The following is a 19,724-nucleotide window of genomic DNA, read 5'->3' on the forward strand; positions in this document are numbered from 1 at the left end:
TGACGGCGCGGAAACCCGCCGATGGGTCAGGATGGGAGCATGCCCGATGCCTTCATCACCCGCGTCCTGCACATCAACTCCGGCTCCCAGGAGCGGGTCGTCGACCTCACCCGCGACTGTGAGACCTTCCTGCGTGAGGAGGCGGCCGACCGCGACGGCCTGCTGAACGTCTTCGTCCCGCACGCCACCGCGGGCGTCGCCGTCATCGAGACCGGCGCCGGCAGCGACGACGACCTCCTCGCCGCCCTGCACACCCTGCTGCCCGCCGACGACCGCTGGCAGCACCGCCACGGCAGCCCCGGCCACGGCCGCGACCATGTCCTGCCGGCCCTCGTCCCGCCCCACGCGACACTGCCGGTCGTGGGCGGCCGACTGCAGCTGGGCACGTGGCAGTCGGTGTGCCTGGTCGATACCAACAAGGACAACGCCGGCCGTCAGGTGCGGCTGAGCTTCCTCGGCTGATGCGTGTGCCGGAACTGCAGCGTCGAATCCCAGCCGCGCCCGATGCCCCTTGGGCCTTGCGGGACCAGCCCGTGACCGTCATGTTCCCTGATGCGGTCGGGCGGCGGGCAGCAGCGGACCCGGCCACCACGATCTGGGGCATGGAGTGGTCGAGCGAACGCGCGGGACCGGTAACGAAGATGCCATTGACGACCTGGTGTTCGACGGCCCCTCGGTGATCTCGTGTTGAGGCTGTGCGAGGGCGATCGAGCTGCACTTCAGGTTCTTCCACCGACGGCGACGTCAGCCCCACACGGGGCGTGGGTACTTCGGCGGCCCGCACGTCCGCCGGCTCCTCAACGAGTGGACCCGATGGGTTTCTGATCAACCGGTGGTTTGCCGTTCACGCCATCATGCCGGGCGTGCACACCGGGCCGCGGCACAGCTGTCCGCGGCCCGGATGCGACGGTGGACCCCAACGACGTAGCGCGAGTCCGTCCGCGCGCGGCAGCTGGCAACCCCTGGAGTCCCGGTGTCCAGGCCCCGCGCGCACGAGACTGCCGCGTCAGGCTGAGCCTGCCGTTCACCGTGCTGTGCAGGACCCGCGGCCGTCAGCGGCGCGGACGCTCCAGAGTGAGGAGCAGACCCTCGACCGCACCGGGTCCTATACGGCCCTTCACGTCGGCGGACGTGATCGCCTTGACGGCCCAGCCGTCCTCGGCGTGCTTGTTCAGAACCTTCTCCAGCTTGTCGCTGTCCAGTGCGTCTCCGATCAGTGATTCGCGGAAGGTGACGACCTTGTACTCGAATGCGTAGGGGTTGCCCATGGCTGGGACCTTTCTGTGGATGGACCGGCTGACGGAACCGGGGACAGCCAACCACCGTTCGACGTTGCCGCACACGGCGGGGTGGTGGTCATGCCCTCCTGGCCATCTTCGGCGGTGCCGGTCCAGCGCGAACGCGGGAGTGACCCCACTTCGAGCCGGCGCTGCGCCGGAGCGGGTCGTCGTGGACGCCCCGCCGCCGACCACGACGACCCGTGGGGTGCGGGGTTCACTTCGTGCGGGACCCCTTCGCCGTCGCCCGTTGTCGGACAGCTTGCCGACAGGCGGCGGGCGGTCCTGGCTGACGGCAAGTCGGGTCGGGCCTGCGCAACCGCTCTGAGGGCCCTGCTGCAGCAGTGTGTGCCGTGTCACGCATTCCAAGTGCTGTCCAAGTTGCGTACATCACAGCGGAAATGTCCCTTTAGCGTCCATGCTCGGAACGGACAGCGACTCCCGAAGTGGAGCCCATCGGCCACCTCTTGGGCGCGAAGCTCCGAAGTGGCCCATGACACATCACTCGTGACACTCCTCCTCGTTCCCCTGGAAAGGTGCCCCATCATGGCCGCTTACCTGTGTCCTCCTGCCGTGATACACGGCGAACACGCCGTGCAGACCAGCCAGATCGTGGCGGAGGTGCGCGACCGTCATCCGCACGCGGCGTGGGCGACGCGGATCGACGGCATCGCGGCCAGCACGGGCATCGAGACACGCGGGTGGATGCTGCCGCTGGAGGCCGCCGTCGCGCCCGGTAGCAGCGGCGGCCTGGGGGCTGTCGGCATCGGGCCGGCCCAAGAGGCGTTGGCACGCGACGGGTTCACCCCGCAGGACGTGGACCGCGTGATCGCCGCGCTTGAGGGGATACCCGCGCCGCAGACCGTCCAGGAGCGCACCGCGCCCGCCTGGGAGGCCGTGCAGTCCTACGGGGAGCGTGCGGCGCGCGGGGCCCTGCAGATCGCCGGGCTGGACGCCGCGGACATCGACTGCCTGATCACCAGCAACTCCACCACCCCGGCGCTGCCGGGTCTGGACATCGCCCTGGCCAACAGGCTGCAGCTCCGCAACGACGTGACGCTGCTGCCGGCGACGCAGTGGGCCTGTATCGCGGGGACCCGCTCCCTGGCGCTGGCGGCGGACCTGGTGGCTGCGGATCCCGACCGGGTGGTCCTGGTCGTGATCGCGGAGGCGCTGAGCACGACCTACCAGCCCGCGGACGACACTCTCGAGTCCCTGATCGTCCGGTTGCTGTTTGCGGACACCGCGGTCGCCGCGGTGGTCACGGGCCGCCCGCGGCGCGAGTCGATGCTGAGGCTGGACGCCGCCTGGCACCACACCCTGCCCGGCACCCAGGACCTGCACCGTCTGGACACGCGGGCGGACGGCACCCACTTCGTGATGGACCGGCGCGGCCCGCGCGCCGTGCAGGAGACAGTCACCGCGATGTGGGATTGGCTGCGCGTCCGTTACCAGGACCACCCCGACTCCTGGCACCCCGACGTGCTGCTGGCGCACCCCGGCGGGACCCGGGTACTCGAGTACATGGAGCAGACGATGCCCGACGCGTGGCCGTCGGGGCTGCTGGACTACAGTCGAGACAGCTACACCAGCGGCAACCGCGGAGGCGCCGCCGTGTTCGACATCATGCGGCGGGCGCACGACGCCGGGCAGAAGTCGGGCAGCCGCGCCGTCCTGTACGCGGCGGCACCAGGCCTGACCGCCACCGCCCTGGAGGGGGAGTGGCTGTAGGGCGACCCCGCGCCACCCGTACCGGCAGACGGGCCGCCCGTATCACCGGTCACGACGCCGGTACCGCCGTGGGCGCCGTTCGTACGGGTCGGTGCCGCCCGATGACGCGTACGCCGCCCGTACCCTCGCCGCGCTCCCGTACGTCGGCCGCGGCCCCGCCCCGCAGCCGCGTCACCCCGCGACCTTCGCCCAGACCACCTTGCCGGTGTCCGTCCACCGCACCCCCCACCGGGTGGTGAGTCTGTGCACGATGCGCAGGCCACGACCGCCGTCGTCGAGGAGGCCGCCCCGGCCCAGACGCGGCCTGCCGGTGCCGGTGTCGCCCACCTCGCACAGCAGGCCGTGACCGGCCCTGATCAGCCGTACCGTGACAGGACCGCCGGCGAAGCGCACCGCGTTGGTGACCAGCTCGCTGACCAGCAACGACACGTTGTCCAAGGTGTCGTCCTTGGAGCGCCATTGCCGCAGCAGCGTGGAGACCTGCGCGCGGGCACGGGCGGGCGCGTCGTCGCGGGCGGGCAGCCGCCAGGTCGCGGTGTCCCCCTTGCGGTAGCCGATCATCCGGGCGAGCAGCAGGGTCACGTCGTCGCGCTGGCGTGCGGGCGTCAGGGCGGAGGCGACCCGCCGTGCGGCCTGCTGCAGGGCGTCCCAGGGGTGCACCGTGGACACGGCGTCCGCAAGCCTGTCGATGGCCTCGTCGATGGACAGCGCCGGATCCTCCACCAGGCCGTCGGTGTAGAGAACGAGCAGGGAGCCCGGGGGCGCGCCGAAAGTGTGCACTTCGAACGGCTCCCGCAGCGCGAACTCGGCGCCCAGGCCGGGATGAGGGCGCACCGCGAGCGGGTTCGCGTGCCCGTCCGGGGACACCAGGACCGGGGGGAGGTGGCCGGCGCTGGACAGCGTTACGTGGTGGCTGACCGGATCGTAGAGGGCGATGCAGCAGGTCGACCCGAGGGCGCTGTAGCCGGCCGCCAGCCCGGACTCCGCGTCGTCCAGTACCGTCACGGTCTCGTCCAGGTGTTCCAGCACCTCGTCGGGCCCCAGACCCGCGGACAGCAGCGCGCGGGCCTCCATGCTCAGCTGGCCCATGGTCGCCGCGGCTCCCAGGCCGTGCCCGACGACATCACCGACCACCAGCGCGGTACGGCCGTCCGGCAGCGGAAAGCTGTTCACCCAGTCGCCGCCGACGCCCGCGCTGTCGGGGGTGGCGGGCTGGTAGACGCTGGCTATCTCGACGGTGTCGCCGCCGGTCCGAGGCAGCAGCCGGCGCTGCAGCGCCAGCACCTGCGTGTGCTCGCGCTGGTGCTGGCGGGCCAGGTCCACGTGATGGACGGTCCTGGCCACCAGTTCCTGCAGGTCGAACAGCTCGCTGTCGCGGAAGGGGGACTCCGCCCGCCGCCAGATCTCCGCCACGCCCAGTACGACAGGCGGCGCGCCGTCCAAGACCAGCGGTATGCATGCCACACCCGCCGACGGGTCACCCGGCACCAGGGCACGTATCACTCGCGGACTGCCGAGTATCCGCTCGACCGCCTCCCGGTCGGGTATGACGATGGCCTGCGGGGCGTCGTCCCGTCGTACCGCCTGCGCCAGCAGGCGACTGGCGTCGCTGGGAAGATCGTCGCCCGGAGTCACGTAGCCCTCGGGCCAGGCCCGGTCCGGCACCAGGGCCGCCCGCCGTAGCCGGATGCGTTCATGCGCCTGCCCGGTCACTCCCTCGCCTGTCCACACGGCGAAGTCGAGGTCGACGGCGGCCACGTCTCCCCAAGCCAGCAGGGACTCAGCCAGCGACTGCGCGGTCTCGCCGATGTCCAGCGAGGTGCCGATAGCGGTCTCGGCGGCGTACAGGTGCAGCCTCCTGGCCATGGCGATCACGGAGACGGTCAGGCCTTCCTGAGGCGCCGCGGCGGGCAGGATGCTCAGCGACACCACCAGCTCCGATCCGTCGCCGCGCCGCAGGCGCTGGATCCGGGCGACGTGTGCCTCACCGGTTTCCAGGACCTGCCGCAACCGCCGCGTGACCGTTGGTACGTCCCCAGGGGGCAGGAGATCGGCGAAACGACTCCCGGCCGCGGCGTCCAGACCCGCGAATACCGGGGCGTCCAGATTGCAGCGGGTGATCCTCAGATCCCGGTCCAGGTTGATGGCGCCGAGAATCTGTTCCTGACGGCCGGCTGCCGCGTTGTCGGGTACGCGTTGGCTGGTGGAGCGGTCCCCCTGCGCGTCTGCGGAACCGGCGGACGCTTCCGCTCCGCCGCTCGGGATGTAGCGCCCCAGGGCGCTGCTGACCATGTCGAACGGCGAAGAAGACGGAGGGGTGGGTGTGGAGTCCATGCGGCTCTCTCAGCAGTTCCCGGCGCAGCGCCGGGGCTGTACTCGGACCCGTGCGACCGGGCCCCGAGATCCCTGACCGCACACCTCATTGAATAACACCGGGCGTCGCTTCGCCCACATCAGCGGATCACGCGGTGAGCGCGGACAGTGCGGACAGTGCGGACAGTGAGGAGTGCCGCGGCCGGTGGGGCCGGGCTCACCTTGCCGGGGGCCGTCGCCCGGCGGTTTGCGACGACCGCCGCGGGACCACTGGGCGCCGCGGCGCCGGGGCTGTCATCGACGGGCCCACTGGCTGACTCCCTGTCCGGCTGACTGGCTGAGCGGCTGTCCGGACCGGCGACGCGCTGTGTTTGATCTTCCTCGTCGTCGATCGGGCCGGGAGTGCCGGGTGCGGCGGCCGCACGCGCCGCGGAGCGGAGCGAGGACTGTGCGCGGTTGCCGCCCGGATCGCCTCCCCGTCAAGTGGCCCACGCCGTGAACGCGTTGAGTGACGGGCAGGGGGACTCATGGGACGGAAAGACCCCATTTGCCGGGGTTCGAGTGCGGGGATTTACTTGAAGAGGAGGTGCGTGTCGGAGCGCCGGCCCGGAATCCCCGCGAAGCAACGGCGCAGAGCGCAGCCGCGTGGCGCTCCGGAGTCGGGACCGCGGCCGACGGCTGCCGGTTCCCCATGCGCGTGGTGGCTGCAAGCTGTGCCGTCCGGCCTCAGGAGAGGAACGCGATGATGGCCCCCACAGCCAACAGCAACCACCCCCGGCGAAGCCTGCGCCACGATCTCGCCGCGACGGCAGCCGGCATCGGTCACGCGGCGGCCGCCACCGGAAAGGCCACCGCGACGGCCGTACGACACCCCGGGGACACCATCGACCGCGCCAGGAAAGCGACGCGGGCCCTGCCCGTGGCATGGCAGTCGATGAAGCCGGCGCTGACCGGCCGGGTGGACGACTGGCGCCGCGAGTACGCGTACACGCTGGGGGAGCAGGCCTTCATCTACGGCTTCCCCTACCTCTACAACGCCGGCCTCCGCCACCGTTGGGTGGCCCAGGAACCCGAGACCGAATCGACGCCCCACATGGCCGTCAACCACTTCTGGCATGCGAGCAGGCTCTGGGACGTCACGGACCGGGAGGGAGTGTCACCCAACATCGACACGCTGTACTCCTGGGCGTGGGTGGACCTGCGCGAGGAACCCCTCATCCTCTCGCACCCGGACATGGGCGACCGCTACTTCACCTTCGAACTGGTGGCGTTCACCTCCGACAACTACGACTACGTCGGCATGCGGGCGACCGGATCCAAAGCCGGCAACTTCGCCCTCATCGGGCCGGAATGGAGCGGTGACCTCCCCAAGGGCGTGCGCCGCACGGCGAACGCCCCCACCCCCTGGGTGCTGATCGTCGGACGGACCCTCATCGACGGCGAGGAAGACCTCCCGGCCGTCCACGCGCTGCAGCAGCAGTACCGGCTGACGCCGCTCCATCTGTTCGGCAAGAAGGGCGCCACGCTCCCGGAACGCCGCGATGTACCGGTGCCGGCCGACCCCGCCGAGGATCCGCTCGCTCCGTGGAAGACACTCAACGCGGCGCTGGCCGAGAACCCGCTGCCCAAGCACCACGAGGTCCTGCTCCGGCAGTTCGCGGAGATCGGCATCGGCCCGGGGCTGGACGTCGAGGCACAGCCGGAGCCGGTGAAGGAGGGCCTGATCCGGGCCGCCGCCACCGCCGTGCCGCTGCTCGAACAGCAGCTGCTCAGCGGCCAGTGGGCCGAACTGATCAACGGCTGGCGCTACGCTCCAGGCAAGGTCGGGCACTACGGGGACGACTTCCTCAGGCGGGCCGCGGAGCAGTCCCTGGTGGGCATCGCCGTCAACGACCCCGAGGAGGCGGTCTACCTGACGGCCTTCACCGACGACGCCGGCGAGACGCTGGCCACCGGCCGCTACGAGCTGCGCTTCGAGGCGGGCACGTTGCCCCCGGTCGACGCGTTCTGGTCGATGACCGCCTACGACGAAAGCCGGAACCTGATCCCGAACCCGATCAACCGGTACTCCGTCGGGGACCGCACCCAGGGATTGGTCACAGACGACGACGGGGGTCTGACCCTCTACCTGCAGCCGGAGTCGCCGGGGCCGGAGCGGGAGTCCAACTGGCTGCCCACCCCGCAACAGGGAATCTGGTACGTCGCGCTGCGGATGTACCTCCCGCGCCCCGAGGTCATCGACGCGCGATGGCACTGCCCGCCCATCAAACGCGTCGGTTGAGGAAGGCAGGTCACGCGACCCGACAGGTCGCCTGCCCGGTGCCGTAAGAGTTCCGTCATCTGTTCGGCGGCCGAAACCGGCCGCCGAACCACTTGAATGGAGGCCTCGGATCGAGAGGAGAGCGACATGGGGCGGGTTCGCCGGAAGCTGACGGGGCCGGTGGCCGTGGGAGTGCTGGGGGTGGCCGCGGTGGTGCTCGCCGCGGGCCTGTACTGGTTCCAGCCATGGAAGCTGTGGCAGGACGAAACGGTGCACGAAGCGCTGCCGGGTGTCGGCGTGGCACCGTCGGAACCGGCCGCGTCGAATCCTCCGGGGGCACAGCCTGGGCCCACCGCACCGGACGAGCCCACCGCACCGGCCACGCCCGCGCCGGCCGAGCCGCGCACGGTGGCGAGCGGTGACCTGATCAGCCACGAGCACGACACGTCCGGCACGGTACGACTGCTGCGCCTGGCCGACGGCTCGCACGTGCTGCGGCTGGAGGGCCTGGACACCAGCAACGGCCCGGACCTGCGTGTCTGGCTCACGGACGCCCCGGTCAAGGCGGGCCGCGCGGGGTGGCACGTCTTCGATGACGGCGAGTACGTCAGCCTCGGCAAGCTCAAGGGGAACAAGGGCGACCAGAACTACCGTCTGCCCGCCGACGTCGATCCGGCCGCGTACACGAGCATGACCATCTGGTGCGACCGCTTCGACGTCTCCTTCGGCGCCGCGGAGCTGACCCCCGTGTGAGCGGCGCGTGAGCGGCCGCGGCGGATCTTCCCGTCGCGCGGCGGCACGGCTGCGGCGATCATGCGCGACCGCCGCACAACGGATTCACGAATTGCTAATTTCTGCAATTCGTTACATGCTGGGACGGCCGCGCCCGCGTCACCGGTAGCCACGGGCGCGGCTGTCCGCGAGTGACGCCGGGGAATCCGAGGGGCCGTGTCCGTACCGCTGTACCAGTCCGAGGCCGAGTTCTTCCGGTTGCTCCTCGCCGCGCTGCGCGCCGCGCAGGCCGCGGCGTGAGCGTCCCGCCCCCGTCGGGGCCCCGCGCGTCGGCCCGTGCCCCGGCGCCCGATCCGGGCGCCGGGGCGACCGCCGCCGCCGCAACGACCACTGCCCGCATGCCCGCCACCTCGGCCCGACCGGACTCCCGGCCGGTTCCCAGCCTCGCGGCCGGCCGATCCGACGCAGGCGCTCCCGACGCCGGTCGTCCCCGTCCCGGCCGCCGGGTCCGGGGCCGTGTCGCCGCCTTGCTGCCGCGCCGCAGCGATCTGGCCGAGGTCCGCCGGGACCCGCGCCGCGACCTGCTGGCCGGTCTCACCGTGGCGATCGTGGCGCTGCCGCTCGCGCTCGGCTTCGGCGTCTCCTCGGGCCTCGGGGCCGAGGCGGGACTTGCCACCGCGGTGGTCGCAGGCGCCCTCGCCGCGATCTTCGGTGGCTCGAACCTGCAGGTCTCCGGGCCGACCGGCGCGATGACCGTCGTTCTGGTGCCGATCGTCGCCGAGCACGGTCCCTCCGGTGTGCTGACCGTCGGTCTGATCGCCGGCGTCCTGCTCGTCGCGCTCGCCGCCCTGCGGGCCGGCGCGTACATGCGCTACGTGCCCGCGCCCGTCGTGGAGGGCTTCACCCTCGGCATCGCCTGCGTGATCGGGCTGCAGCAGATCCCGAACGCCCTGGGCGTGGCGAAGCCCGACGGGGACCGTGTCCTGGTGGTGGCGTGGCGGGCGTTCGAGGAGTTCGCCGCCGCCTCCAACTGGACGGCCGTCGCTCTCGCGGCCGCCGTCGCGGCGGTGATGCTGACCGGCGCCCGCCTGCGCCCGACCGTCCCCTTCTCGGTCATCGCGGTCGCCGTGGCCACCGTCGTCGCTCAACTGGCCCACCTGGACGCGGCACCGCCGATCGGTGACCTGCCGTCCGGCCTGTCCGCGCCCTCTCCGGCCTTCCTCGACCTCGGCTCGCTGGGCTCCCTGCTGGCCCCCGCCGTAGCGGTCGCCGCGCTCGCCGCGCTGGAGTCCCTGCTGTCGGCGTCGGTCGCCGACGGCATGACGGTCGGCCAGCGCCACGATCCCGACCGGGAGCTGTTCGGCCAGGGCCTGGCCAACATCGCCGCTCCGCTGTTCGGCGGGGTCCCCGCGACCGGCGCCATTGCGCGTACCGCGGTCAATGTCCGCAGCGGCGCCGGCTCCCGGCTCGCCTCGCTCACCCACGCGGCGGTCCTCGCCGTGATCGTCTTCACGGCGGCGCCGCTCGTGTCGAGGATCCCGCTGGCCGCCCTCGCCGGGGTCCTGATCGCCACCGCGATTCGGATGGTCGAGGTCGGCTCGCTGAGGGCGATGGCCAGGGCCACCCGTTCCGACGCCGCCGTTCTCGTACTGACCGCCGCCGCGACTCTGGTCCTCGACCTCGTCCGGGCGGTGATCGTCGGCCTGGCCGTGGCCGGTGTCCTCGCGCTGCGGGCGGTCGCCGGACAGGCCCGGCTCGATCAGCTCCCGCTCGACCGGGACGATCACACCGCCGAGGAACACGCCCTGCTCGCCGAGCACATCGTCGCCTACCGCATCGACGGGCCGCTCTTCTTCGCCGCCGCCCACCGCTTCCTGCTCGAGCTGACGGAGGTGGCGGACGTACGGGTGGTGATCCTGCGCATGTCGCGGGTGTCCACCGTGGACGCCACCGGAGCCCTCGTGCTGAAGGACGTCGTGGACAAGCTCGGTCGGCGCGGCATCGTCGTCATGGCCTCCGGCATTCGCCGCGGGCAGCGCCAGGCCCTCGACTCGGTGGGCGCGCTGGCTCCGCTGCGTCACGAGGGCCGGGAGTACGCCACCACCCCCGAGGCGATCCGGGGTGCCCGGCAGTACCTGGAGCGCTCCGGAGTGCTGCCGCCTCCCGCTCCCGACGTCCCGCACCCTCTGGGCACCGGCTCGTGCCCGCCCCGGGCCGACGGCGTGGAGGGCTGATGCTCGCCGGCCCGTCCGCACTGGGCGGCGGGGACTCGTTCGGCAGCGTGAGCACATGGCGGTACGGCAGCGCGGCCGGCGAGGTGCCGTCGGCGCGGCGGGACGGACGGGGAGCCACCGGCGAGGGGGACAGCCCGACGATGCCGCCCGGGCGGCAGGCGCTCAGGCACGCCTCCCGCCGGGCGGCGGCCGTGGATCAGCCCTCGACCCAGCCGTGGTGCTTGGCGAACTGCGCCAGTCCCGAGCGCACTTGGAGGATCTGCTCCGCGGTCAGCGAGGGCGCCGCCGTCAGCAGGGCCTCGGTGACGTCCCGGGTGAACTCCTCCGTGCTCAGCACGTCGCACAGCACGTCGTCGTCGAGGGCGAGCGGCTTGCCGTCCGCACCCCGCGCGAGCCGAACCCCCGACGCCTTCGGCCCGCGTTCGCCGTCCTCGATCTCGAACTCGACCGCGATGCCGCGCCGCACCTGCGACTCCGGCATCAGCATGTCGTTCACGTGCAGGAAGACATCCTCCCCGCCGTCGTCGGGCGCGATGAACCCGTAACCCCGCGCGCTGTCGAAACGCACCACACGACCAGCAACCATCCCTGCCCCCAACAGCCTCGAAACACCCTCTGTGGTGAACCTGGCCAGATCGTAGCCATGACGGGGGCCTCGGGGCGACTCCCGGGCCTCAACGGCCCCGGTAGAGGGCGGTCAGCACCTCCACCACGGCCTGGGTGGCGGGGTGCGGGTCGTCCCGCCACCAGGCCAGCCGAACGGCGACCGGCTCGGCGTCGCGCACCGGCCGGTAGGCGATACCGGGCCGCCGGTACTGGTGGGCCGTCGACTCGGCGGTCATGCCGACGCCGTGTCCGGTGGCGATCACGGTGAGCCAGTCGTCGACGTCGTGGATCTCCTCGGTGGCGGGCCGGGCGTCGGCCGGCCACAGGTCGGGTGTGGTGGTGCCGGTACGACGGTCGATCAGCAGGACGCGGCCACTGAGGTCGGCCAGCCGCACCGAGCGGCGCCGGGCCAACGGGTCATCGGCCGCCAGGGCGCACAGCCGGCGCTCCAGGCCCACGATCACCGAGTCGAACCGCCGGTCGTCCAGTGGCCGCCGGACCACCGCGATGTCGCAGAGTCCCTCGGCCAGGCCCGCGCTGCCCGCGTTCACCCGGACCAGCCGCAACTCGGTCTCCGGGTGACGGGCGGCCCACTGGTGTTGCAGGGCCACGGTGTGGCGGCCGAGCGCCGCCCAGGCGTACCCGACCCGCAGCCGGGTGTGGCCCGAGGTCGCCTCCCGCACGAGGGCGTCCACCTCGGCGAGCACGCGCCGGGCGTGCGCAGCCACCCGCAGTCCGGTCGCCGTCGGCGTCACCACCCGAGAGGTCCGCCGCAACAGGCTCGCCCCGAGCGCCCGTTCGAGTGAGGCGAGGGTGCGGGACACGGCGGCCTGGGACACTCCGAGCAGGGCCGCCGCGTCGGTGAAACCGCCCTCGTCGAGGATCGCCACCAGGCATCTGAGCTGCCGCAGCTCCACGCGGGCCGTCCCGGTCACCGGGGTCACGCCGGCATCATTCATGCGTTCATCGTATAGATCGATCCAGGGATGCATTTTGCGCAAAGGTCGGCGCGCGCGACGATCGCCGCATGCCTGCCGCCTCACCTTCTCCCGGTGCGTCGCCGCACCCCGCCGCCTCCGTCGCTCCCTCCGCCGCCGCTTCCGTGCGCACGTCCCCGGGGGCCGCCCCGGACGCGGGTGCGGCCCGGCTCGCCGGTGTGGCCACCATGGTCGGCAGCGGCCTGTCCAACCAGACCGGCGCCGCCGTCGGCTCCCTGGCGTTCCCCGTGCTCGGACCCGCCGGGGTCGTCGCGGTACGCCAGTACGTGGCCGCCGTCGTCCTGCTGGCCGTCGCCCGGCCCCGGCTGCGGTCCTTCACCGGGCGGCAGTGGGGGCCCGTGCTGCTGCTCGCCGTCGTGTTCGGGACCATGAACCTGTCCCTCTACACCGCGATCGACCGGGTCGGCCTCGGGCTCGCCGTGACCCTCGAGTTCCTCGGCCCGCTCGCCCTCGCCCTGGCCGCAGCCCGCCGCCGGGTGGACGCCTGCTGTGCCGTGGTGGCGGCGGCGGGGGTCGTCACGCTGATGCGTCCCCAGCCCTCCAGCGACTACCTGGGTCTGGGGCTCGGGCTGCTCGCCGCCGCCTGCTGGGCGTCGTACATCCTGCTCAACCGGACCGTCGGGCGACGCGTACCCGGGGCGCAGGGTGCGGCGGCCGCCGCCGCGGTGTCGGCGGTGGTGTTCCTGCCGATCGGGGTCGTCCTGGCACTGCGCACGCCGCCAACGGCGCCGGCGCTCGGCTGTGCCGTCGTGGCCGGCGTGCTCTCGTCGGCCGTGCCCTACCTCGCCGACCTGTTCACCCTGCGCCGGGTGCCACCCGCCGCCTTCGGGCTGTTCATGAGCGTCAACCCGGTCCTCGCCGCGCTGGTCGGGTGGATCGGCCTCGGGCAGTCCCTGCCGCTTGCCGACTGGACGGCCGTCACCGCCGTCGTAGCGGCCAACGCCGTCAGCATCGCGGCGCCGCGCGCGTGACGGGTGCGGGGGTTCCGGCGCCCCGTTGTGTCGGCAGGAGGACCTGCTCCGCGTGGGACGGGCGGGGACGGGCGTTCCGTGACGGCCCGGGGCCTGGGGTCGGGCGGTGACGACGAGGCGGGACCTCCCCCCCCACTCGGCCTGGTGCGGGCTGGGGATGGGGCGTCCTGCGACGGCCGGGGACCTGGGGTCCTGTGGTGACGGGGCGGGACCCGGCGTCGCCCGCGGGGCCGCGGCGTGGCGACCGTGGTGAGGGCCTACGACAGGCCTGTGCCGCCCCCTCGGGCGCCGTTACCCAGCTGCGATGGCCCAGTCACCCTTGCCGGAGCGCCGTATGGCTCCTCTTCGTCACGAGTGAGCCGGCTGCTCCTCCTCGGCGTCGCGCTCGGCGTCGCGTCGCTTGAGGCGGGCGGCCTCCTTGCGCACCTCGGCCTGCGTCGCGCGCTCCTTGACCAGCCACTCGGGCATCTCGCTCCTGACCGCCTCGATCTGCTCGGTGGTCAGCGCCTCGGTCACCCCGCCCCGGGCCAGCCCCGCGATGGACACACCCAGCTTCGAGGCGACCACCGGACGCGGATGCGGGCCGTTCTGTCGCAGCTCCCGCAGCCATTCGGGCGGGTTCGCCTGGAGCTCGTTCAGCTCGGCGCGCGAGACGACACCCTCCTGGAACTCGGCGGGGGTGGCGGGGAGGTACACGCCCAGTTTCTTCGCCGCGGTGGCGGGCTTCATCGTCTGGGCGCTCTGGTGCGACTTCATGCCGTCCAGAGTATCGGCCGCGGCACGGACGTCCGACCACAGCCGGTAATCTGGCGAGGTGACTGACTCGGCGGATCACCCCACCTTCCGGCTCGCCCACGTCCCCGGAGTGATGCCCGCCAAGTGGGTGCGCGTCTGGAACGAGCGCCACCCGGACACCCCGCTCACCCTGCTGCAGGCCACCGCCGCCGAGGCCTGCGATCTCCTGCGGGACGGTTCGGCCGACGCGGGACTGGTCCGCCTCCCCGTCGACCGTACGGTGTTGAGCGCGATTCCCCTGTACACCGAGACCACCGTGGTCGTGGTCCCCAAGGACCATCTGGCCACCGCCGTCGAGGAGGTCGCCCTCGACGACCTCTCCGACGAGGTCGTCCTGCACCCGCTGGACGACGTGCTGCCCTGGGACGGCATGCCGCCCGGCGAACCCGCGTTCGAGCGTCCCGCCACCACGGCCGACGCCGTCGAACTGGTGGCGGCGGGCATCGGCGTCCTCTACGTCCCCCAGTCCCTCGCCCGTCTCCATCACCGCCGCGACCTCACGTACCGCCCGGTCACGGACGCCCCCCGGTCCGGCGTCGTGCTCTCCTGGCCGCAGGACGCCACCACCGACGAGGTCGACGACTTCATCGGCATCGTCCGCGGCCGCACGGTCAACAGCACCCGGGGCCGCACCAGACCGGCCCCCGCGGCCGAGGAGAAGAAGCAGCAGCCCCGCAAGAGCACCGGCGCACGCACGGGCGGCGGTCAGAAGGGTGGGGGTCAGAAGGGCTCCGGGCAGAAGGCCGCCGGCGCGAGGACGGCCGGCGGTCACAAGAGCGCCGGCAGGAAGAGCACCTCCACCAGGCGGGGCGGTGGGAAGCCCCGCCGCCGCTCCTGACCGGACGGTCTCTCCGCGGCGGCCGGCCGGTGTGCGCCGCCGAAGGCGCCGGTGCCGCCACTTCCCGTGCTGTCACCTTCCGGCCGCGCGGCCGATCGACTCCACCAGGGGCAGCAGTCGGTGCGGGACCCGCTCGCGCAGTGCCACCTCGGTGCGGGTGCGGACGACACCGGGAAGACTGATGAGCTTCTGGATCACGTCCTCCAGGTGCGCGTTGTCACGGGCCACCACACGGGTGAGGAGATCGCCGCCGCCGGTGATGGAGAACGCTTCCACGATCTCCGGCACGGCGGCCAGCGCGTCACCCACGTCGTCGAGATGGCCCTGGGTCACCTCGATGTGCACGAACGCGAGCACCGGGTGACCCAGCGCGGCGGGGGAGAGGGAGGGGGCCGTGCCCGTGATCACACCGTCCCGTTCGAGCCGGTCCAGCCGGGCCTGGAGCGTGCCCCGGGCGATGCCGAGGATCCGGGCGTACTCGCGGACGCTCGTACGTGGCTGCTCCAGCAGCAGCCGCAGGATGCGGGTGTCCAGTTCGTCCACGGCCATGGTGCCCGGCCTCCTTGCTTTGTACATGATCTTCAACGACTGTACCAATGGCTCAGCCGGGTGCGATCCGGATGAACCGGACGTCATGGTCCGTTGGTCCGGCCGTGGAGCACGCCGACGCCGCGTGAGTGAGCCAATGGACCAGTCGGAATCGGTCCGCTTGAGCCGGTGGCGCCGGGGATGCTCTCATGGACCCGTCGATGGCGCTGCGGATTCCGCGGCGCCTTTTTCATGCCGGAGTCCGTCCGGCGCCGGCAGAGGGAACAGGGGGCGGTAGGCAGTGCTGAAGAGGGTGTTCGTGGCTGAGGACCCGGGGCGGGTACGGCTGCGCTTCGCCGCGCGGGCCGTGCTCGGCATCGGGTCGGCCGTCGTCGTCTGCGGTCTCGCGGGGCACTCCCTCGTCGGTGCCGTCACCGGTGGCCTCGCCGCGCTCCTCGCCCTGTTCACCGTCACCGACGCCACCGTCCGCGGCCAGGCCGTCACCACCGCCCTGCTGCCGGCGGCCGGCCTGCCGGTGCTCACGGCCGCGGCTCTGCTGCACGACCGGCCGCTCCTGCGGGACGCGGCCTTCCTCGCCGTCATCGGCGTGGGCGTCTACGCCCGCCGTTGGGGGCCGCGCGGGCACAGCCTCGGCGTGTTCGCGTTCATGATGTTCTTCGTCGCGCAGTTCCTGCGGGCGACCGGCGGCATGCTGCCCGAGCTGTACGCGGCGGTCGCCCTGTCCCTGCTCAGCGCCGCCACGGTGCGCTTCGGCGCCTGGTGCTACGAGCGCCGACTGCCCCCGGCGGCCGTACCCGCACCGCCGGGCGGCACCGGCCTCGACCGGATCACCACCCGCCAGGCGGTGCAGGCCACCGCCGGCGCGGGCTTCGCCCTGGTCGTGGGTCAGCTGCTGTCGGGGGAGCGCTGGTACTGGGCCGTCGGCGCCACCTGGTGGATCTTCGTCAACACCACCTCGCGGGGCGAGACGCTGGTGCGCGGCTTCCGGCGGGTGCTCGGAACGGTGATCGGCATCGGCCTGGGCCTGCTCGTCGCCGTCCCCGTGGCCGGCGCCCCCCTCCCCACCGCTGCCCTCGTGGCCGTCTGCGTCTTCGGCATCTTCTACACGGCCGCCGTGTCCTACACCTGGATGATGCTCTGGGTGACTCTCCTCGCCGAACTGCTCTACGGCCTGCTCGGCGTGCTGGACCCGGGGCTGCTGGGGCTGCGGCTCGCGGAGACCGGCGTCGGCGCGGTCGGGGCGGCGCTGGCGGTGCTGTTCGTGCTGCCGGTGACCACCCACACCGTCACCGACGCCTGGATCCGGCGCGCCCTGCGCTGTGTCCACGTCTGCACCGCCGAGGCCGCCGCGCGGCTCGCGGGTGACGAGGGCGCGGACCCAGCGGCCCGGGTCGCCGACCTGGAGCGGATGCTCGGCCGGGTGCGCCTCGCGATCGCGCCGCTCGTCCACCCGCTGAACCCGATGCGCGGCCGCAAGCGCCGTGCCGGCCGGGTCGTCGCCCTCCTCGACGACTGCGCCCGCGAGATCCGCGCCCTGGTCGCGGTCGCCGCCGACCCCGAGGCGTCCCACGACGCCCGACTCGCGGCGGCGTGCTGGCGCGTGCAGGGCGCGGTGGAGGCCCTGATGGAGGGCGAGTCGGAGGCCTCGGGCGCCGGGCCGGCCGTACCGGGGCGGGTCACGGCCCAGTCCGTCGTGCCGGTCGCCTCGGGTCCGGCCGGGAGTTCGACGGCGACCGCCGGTCTCGACGTCCCGCAGGGCCCGCTCGCGCATCTGCACGGCCTGGAGCGTGCCCTGACGGAACTCGCCCACCCTCTGCGGACGTGCTCCGGCTCGCCCCTCGTCGGGGCCTGAACCGGGCGGGGACAGCTGGAGCCGGGCGGCGGTAGCGGGAGCCGGGTGGGGCTAGCGGGGGCTGCGGGAGCCGGCCGGGCCAGGAGTCGGGCGGCGCTGCGGGTGCCCGGCCGACGGAGCGAGCGTCAGCGGCGGCGGAACGGGAGTCAGGGGCACGGTGGGAGCCGGTCGGCGGCGGGAGTCGGTCGGGCGGTCCGCTGCGGTGGGAGGGGGAGCCGGTCGGGCGGAGCGGCGGCCGGGCGGGCGTGCCGGGAGCCGTGGGGGAGTCCGATCGGTAGGGCCGTGTGGGTGGCCGGAGGCACGCCGTGGACGACCGGACGGGCCGACCGTCGGCCTCTTGGCGGCGTTTTGGTCTAGACCTTACGTGATCTGCTGCTACCGTCACCCCGACGGCGACGACACGAGAGGGGACTGCGGTGGCGGACGGCGGCAGGCGACGGGCGTTCATCGGGTCGTTCACGGCGGCCGGCGGCCCCGGGATCGTCACGGCGGCCGTGGACGAGGACAGCGGAGCCCTCACCCCGCTGAGCCGGACCGACTCCCTGCCCGACCCCTCCTGCCTGGCCCTCTCACCCGACCGGCGCACGCTCTACGCGGTCAGCGAGACGCCCCGCGGCGCGGTCGCCGCCTACCGAGTGGACGGCGACGCCCCCGAGCGCACCGGCCCACCGGTCCGGGTCGGCGGCGACGACCCCACCCACCTCAGCGTCCACGACGGGCACGTCCTGACCGCCAACTACGGTTCCGGCAGCGTCACCGCCGTCCCGCTCCGGCCGGACGGCACCCTCGCCCGGTCGGCTTCCGCCGTCCTGCGCCACACCGGCTCCGGCCCCTACGGCCCGCGCCAGCAGGGCCCGCACGCCCACCAGGTGCTGCCCGACCCCAGCGGACGCTGGCTGGTCAGCGTGGACCTCGGCACCGACTCGGTGCGGGTGTGCACTCTGGGCAACGGCACGCTCGCCGTGCACCAGGAGTTCGCGCTGCGCCCCGGTTCCGGCCCCCGTCACCTCGCCTTCCATCCCGACGGCGGCCACGCCTACGTGGTCAACGAACTCGCGCCCACCGTCACCGTGTGCCGCTGGAACCCGGCCGACGGCGCCCTGAAACCCCTGGGCGAGTCGCCGGTGCTGCCCGGGGCGCCGACAGGCGACGCCTACCCCTCCGGGATCGCCGTCGCCGCGGACGGACGGTTCGTATGGACGGCGACCCGGGGTGAGGACGTCCTGTCGGTCTTCACGGTCGCCGACGGCGGTGACACCCTGCGCCTGGCCGGCACGGTGTCCTGCGGAGGGCGCTGGCCGCGCGCCCTCACCGCCTGCGACGGCCGGCTCTACGTCGCGAACGAGCGCTCCGGCGACGTCACCTGGTTCCACCTCGACCCGCTCACCGGCCTGCCCGGACGCGGCGGCTCGGTCACCGTTCCCGCGGCGTCCTGGGTGGTGTTCGGCTGACGACCGCCGTACCGCGCTCCGCACCTCCGAAGGGCCCGCTCCGTACAGAGCGGGCCCTTCGAGGCCGTACGGACGTCACGCTGCCGTCGTGCGGCGTAGCGGCGGTGTCAGTGGGCCGGCGTGCCCTGCGGTTCCTGCGGGGTGATGCCGAGCGCCGTCATGTACTTGCCCAGGGCGAGCTTGCCGATCGCCGGGTAGGGGCCGAGCGCCTCGGCAGCCGGGCAGCCGGCCTCCTTCGCCGCGGCCTCGATCAGGGAGGCGTCGATCTCCGGGCCGATCAGGTACGGCGCCAGCGCCAGTTGCTGGGAGCCGGAGGAGCGCAGTTGCTCGGCCACGGAGGTGATCGAACCCTCCTCGTCGAGCGCCGCGGCGATCACCGGCACCGCGAGCCGGGCGGCGAGCAGCATGCCCGTGATGCCGGCGGCCTGCACGGCCTCGTCGCCGCCCACGGAGGCGAGGATGATGCCGTCGGCGGCCGTCGCCACGGTGAACAGGCGCGCGCGGTCCGCGCGCGCGAGGCCTGCCTCGGACAGCCGCACGTGCAGCGCCTCGGCCAGCAGCGGGTGCGGGCCGAGCACGTCGGTGAGATCAGCGGCCACGCGGCTGTCCATGACGGCCTGGCGGACCTGGCGCAGCAGGGAACCGTCGGGGCCGGCGAGCAGCGGCACGACGACGGCCACGGGGCCCTCGGGCTCCTTGACCTCGACTCCTGCGGCCTTGGCCTGCTCGTAACGGGCCGTGCGCTCCTCGGCGGTGTGCGTGAGCACCGACCGCACACTGGGGTAGTCGGTGTCGTCCCCGTCCAGGTAACCGATGCGCGCGTCGAGGCCGGGCAGCTCGGAGCGGGCGATGCTCACGATCTCCTCGGCCAGGCCGCGGCTGGCCTCACTCGGCGTGCCCGGCACCGCGAGGACGAGCGCGGGCGCGCCCTCCGGAGCCGCCAGGGGTTCGGGTCGGCGGTGCCGCCCGGGCTGGCGGGGGCGCGGCATTCGTACTGGCAGGCCGGACGCGGGCCCAGTGGGGGAGCTCATGGCGCCGCATGTTACTTGTTTCCGTGGCTCCCCTGTTCGGGGAGGGTGCAGGTGAGCGGTATCCGTCCGCTTTTGTCTGATGAGTT

General features: G+C 73.1%; 16 protein-coding genes. 9 read left to right on the forward strand and 7 right to left on the reverse strand.

The annotated features are described in order from the left end of the window. Positions 1 to 39: 39 nt before the first annotated feature. Complete coding sequence (locus ACSLTV_RS18350) at positions 40 to 462, forward strand: YjbQ family protein (RefSeq protein ID WP_432136129.1); 423 nt, start codon at positions 40 to 42, stop codon at positions 460 to 462. A gap of 590 nt (positions 463 to 1,052) precedes the next feature. Here the strand turns inward: ACSLTV_RS18350 and ACSLTV_RS18355 are convergent. Beyond that, positions 1,053 to 1,268 carry a DUF4177 domain-containing protein gene (locus tag ACSLTV_RS18355; protein WP_432136130.1) on the reverse strand — a complete coding sequence of 72 codons (216 nt, stop codon included), beginning with the start codon at positions 1,266 to 1,268 and terminating at the stop codon, positions 1,053 to 1,055. 555 nt (positions 1,269 to 1,823) lie between these two features. Between ACSLTV_RS18355 and ACSLTV_RS18360 the strand changes: the two genes are divergently transcribed. After that, positions 1,824 to 3,008, forward strand: coding sequence for a type III polyketide synthase (locus ACSLTV_RS18360; RefSeq protein WP_432136131.1), 1,185 nt, complete (start codon positions 1,824 to 1,826; stop codon positions 3,006 to 3,008). Positions 3,009 to 3,179: 171 nt separating this feature from the next. Here ACSLTV_RS18360 and ACSLTV_RS18365 read toward each other — a convergent pair whose 3' ends face one another. Continuing rightward, positions 3,180 to 5,342, reverse strand: coding sequence for a SpoIIE family protein phosphatase (locus ACSLTV_RS18365; protein ID WP_432136132.1), 2,163 nt, complete (start codon positions 5,340 to 5,342; stop codon positions 3,180 to 3,182). Positions 5,343 to 6,063: 721 nt separating this feature from the next. Between ACSLTV_RS18365 and ACSLTV_RS18370 the strand changes: the two genes are divergently transcribed. The 3 genes from ACSLTV_RS18370 to ACSLTV_RS18380 all read left to right on the forward strand — a co-directional run bounded on the left by ACSLTV_RS18370 (position 6,064) and on the right by ACSLTV_RS18380 (position 10,547). Further along, positions 6,064 to 7,602 carry a DUF1254 domain-containing protein gene (locus ACSLTV_RS18370; RefSeq protein WP_435612482.1) on the forward strand — a complete coding sequence of 513 codons (1,539 nt, stop codon included), beginning with the start codon at positions 6,064 to 6,066 and terminating at the stop codon, positions 7,600 to 7,602. 126 nt (positions 7,603 to 7,728) lie between these two features. Beyond that, positions 7,729 to 8,334 (forward strand): DM13 domain-containing protein, encoded by a 606-nt coding sequence (locus tag ACSLTV_RS18375; protein ID WP_432136134.1) that lies wholly within the window; start codon positions 7,729 to 7,731, stop codon positions 8,332 to 8,334. Positions 8,335 to 8,711: 377 nt separating this feature from the next. Beyond that, positions 8,712 to 10,547 carry a SulP family inorganic anion transporter gene (locus ACSLTV_RS18380; protein WP_432157425.1) on the forward strand — a complete coding sequence of 612 codons (1,836 nt, stop codon included), beginning with the start codon at positions 8,712 to 8,714 and terminating at the stop codon, positions 10,545 to 10,547. Positions 10,548 to 10,743: 196 nt separating this feature from the next. On the opposite strand, the gene ACSLTV_RS18385 is transcribed toward ACSLTV_RS18380, so the two are convergent. Together ACSLTV_RS18385 and ACSLTV_RS18390 are read right to left on the reverse strand one after the other, a co-directional pair. Then, complete coding sequence (locus tag ACSLTV_RS18385) at positions 10,744 to 11,133, reverse strand: cold-shock protein (protein ID WP_432136136.1); 390 nt, start codon at positions 11,131 to 11,133, stop codon at positions 10,744 to 10,746. Positions 11,134 to 11,221: 88 nt separating this feature from the next. Then, positions 11,222 to 12,112 carry a LysR family transcriptional regulator gene (locus ACSLTV_RS18390; RefSeq protein WP_432157424.1) on the reverse strand — a complete coding sequence of 297 codons (891 nt, stop codon included), beginning with the start codon at positions 12,110 to 12,112 and terminating at the stop codon, positions 11,222 to 11,224. A gap of 68 nt (positions 12,113 to 12,180) precedes the next feature. On the opposite strand from ACSLTV_RS18390, the gene ACSLTV_RS18395 reads away from it, so the two are divergent. After that, positions 12,181 to 13,122 carry an EamA family transporter gene (locus ACSLTV_RS18395; RefSeq protein WP_435612483.1) on the forward strand — a complete coding sequence of 314 codons (942 nt, stop codon included), beginning with the start codon at positions 12,181 to 12,183 and terminating at the stop codon, positions 13,120 to 13,122. Between the two features lie 348 nt (positions 13,123 to 13,470). Here the strand turns inward: ACSLTV_RS18395 and ACSLTV_RS18400 are convergent, their stop codons facing one another. Continuing rightward, entirely contained in the window at positions 13,471 to 13,878 is a 408-nt protein-coding gene (locus ACSLTV_RS18400; RefSeq protein WP_435612484.1) for a DUF5997 family protein, read from the reverse strand. A 58-nt stretch (positions 13,879 to 13,936) separates the two neighbouring features. Between ACSLTV_RS18400 and ACSLTV_RS18405 the strand changes: the two genes are divergently transcribed. After that, a complete protein-coding gene (locus tag ACSLTV_RS18405) occupies positions 13,937 to 14,755 on the forward strand; it encodes a LysR family substrate-binding domain-containing protein (RefSeq protein ID WP_435612485.1) in 819 nt (272 codons plus the stop codon). 72 nt (positions 14,756 to 14,827) lie between these two features. Here the strand turns inward: ACSLTV_RS18405 and ACSLTV_RS18410 are convergent, their stop codons facing one another. Next, positions 14,828 to 15,304 carry an Lrp/AsnC family transcriptional regulator gene (locus ACSLTV_RS18410; protein WP_432136140.1) on the reverse strand — a complete coding sequence of 159 codons (477 nt, stop codon included), beginning with the start codon at positions 15,302 to 15,304 and terminating at the stop codon, positions 14,828 to 14,830. 280 nt (positions 15,305 to 15,584) lie between these two features. Here ACSLTV_RS18410 and ACSLTV_RS18415 point away from each other — a divergent pair, with 280 nt between their 5' ends. Further along, on the forward strand, positions 15,585 to 17,156 hold the full coding sequence (locus ACSLTV_RS18415; RefSeq protein ID WP_435612486.1) for an FUSC family protein: 1,572 nt from the start codon (positions 15,585 to 15,587) through the stop codon (positions 17,154 to 17,156). Between the two features lie 416 nt (positions 17,157 to 17,572). Further along, a complete protein-coding gene (locus ACSLTV_RS18420; protein ID WP_432136142.1) occupies positions 17,573 to 18,607 on the forward strand; it encodes a lactonase family protein in 1,035 nt (344 codons plus the stop codon). A 107-nt stretch (positions 18,608 to 18,714) separates the two neighbouring features. Here ACSLTV_RS18420 and ACSLTV_RS18425 read toward each other — a convergent pair whose 3' ends face one another. Next, positions 18,715 to 19,638 (reverse strand): sirohydrochlorin chelatase, encoded by a 924-nt coding sequence (locus tag ACSLTV_RS18425; RefSeq protein WP_432136143.1) that lies wholly within the window; start codon positions 19,636 to 19,638, stop codon positions 18,715 to 18,717. Between the last annotated feature and the right edge of the window lie 86 nt (positions 19,639 to 19,724).

Source organism: Streptomyces sp. bgisy159 (genome assembly GCF_965341775.1).
Taxonomy (GTDB): Bacteria; Actinomycetota; Actinomycetes; order Streptomycetales; family Streptomycetaceae; genus Streptomyces.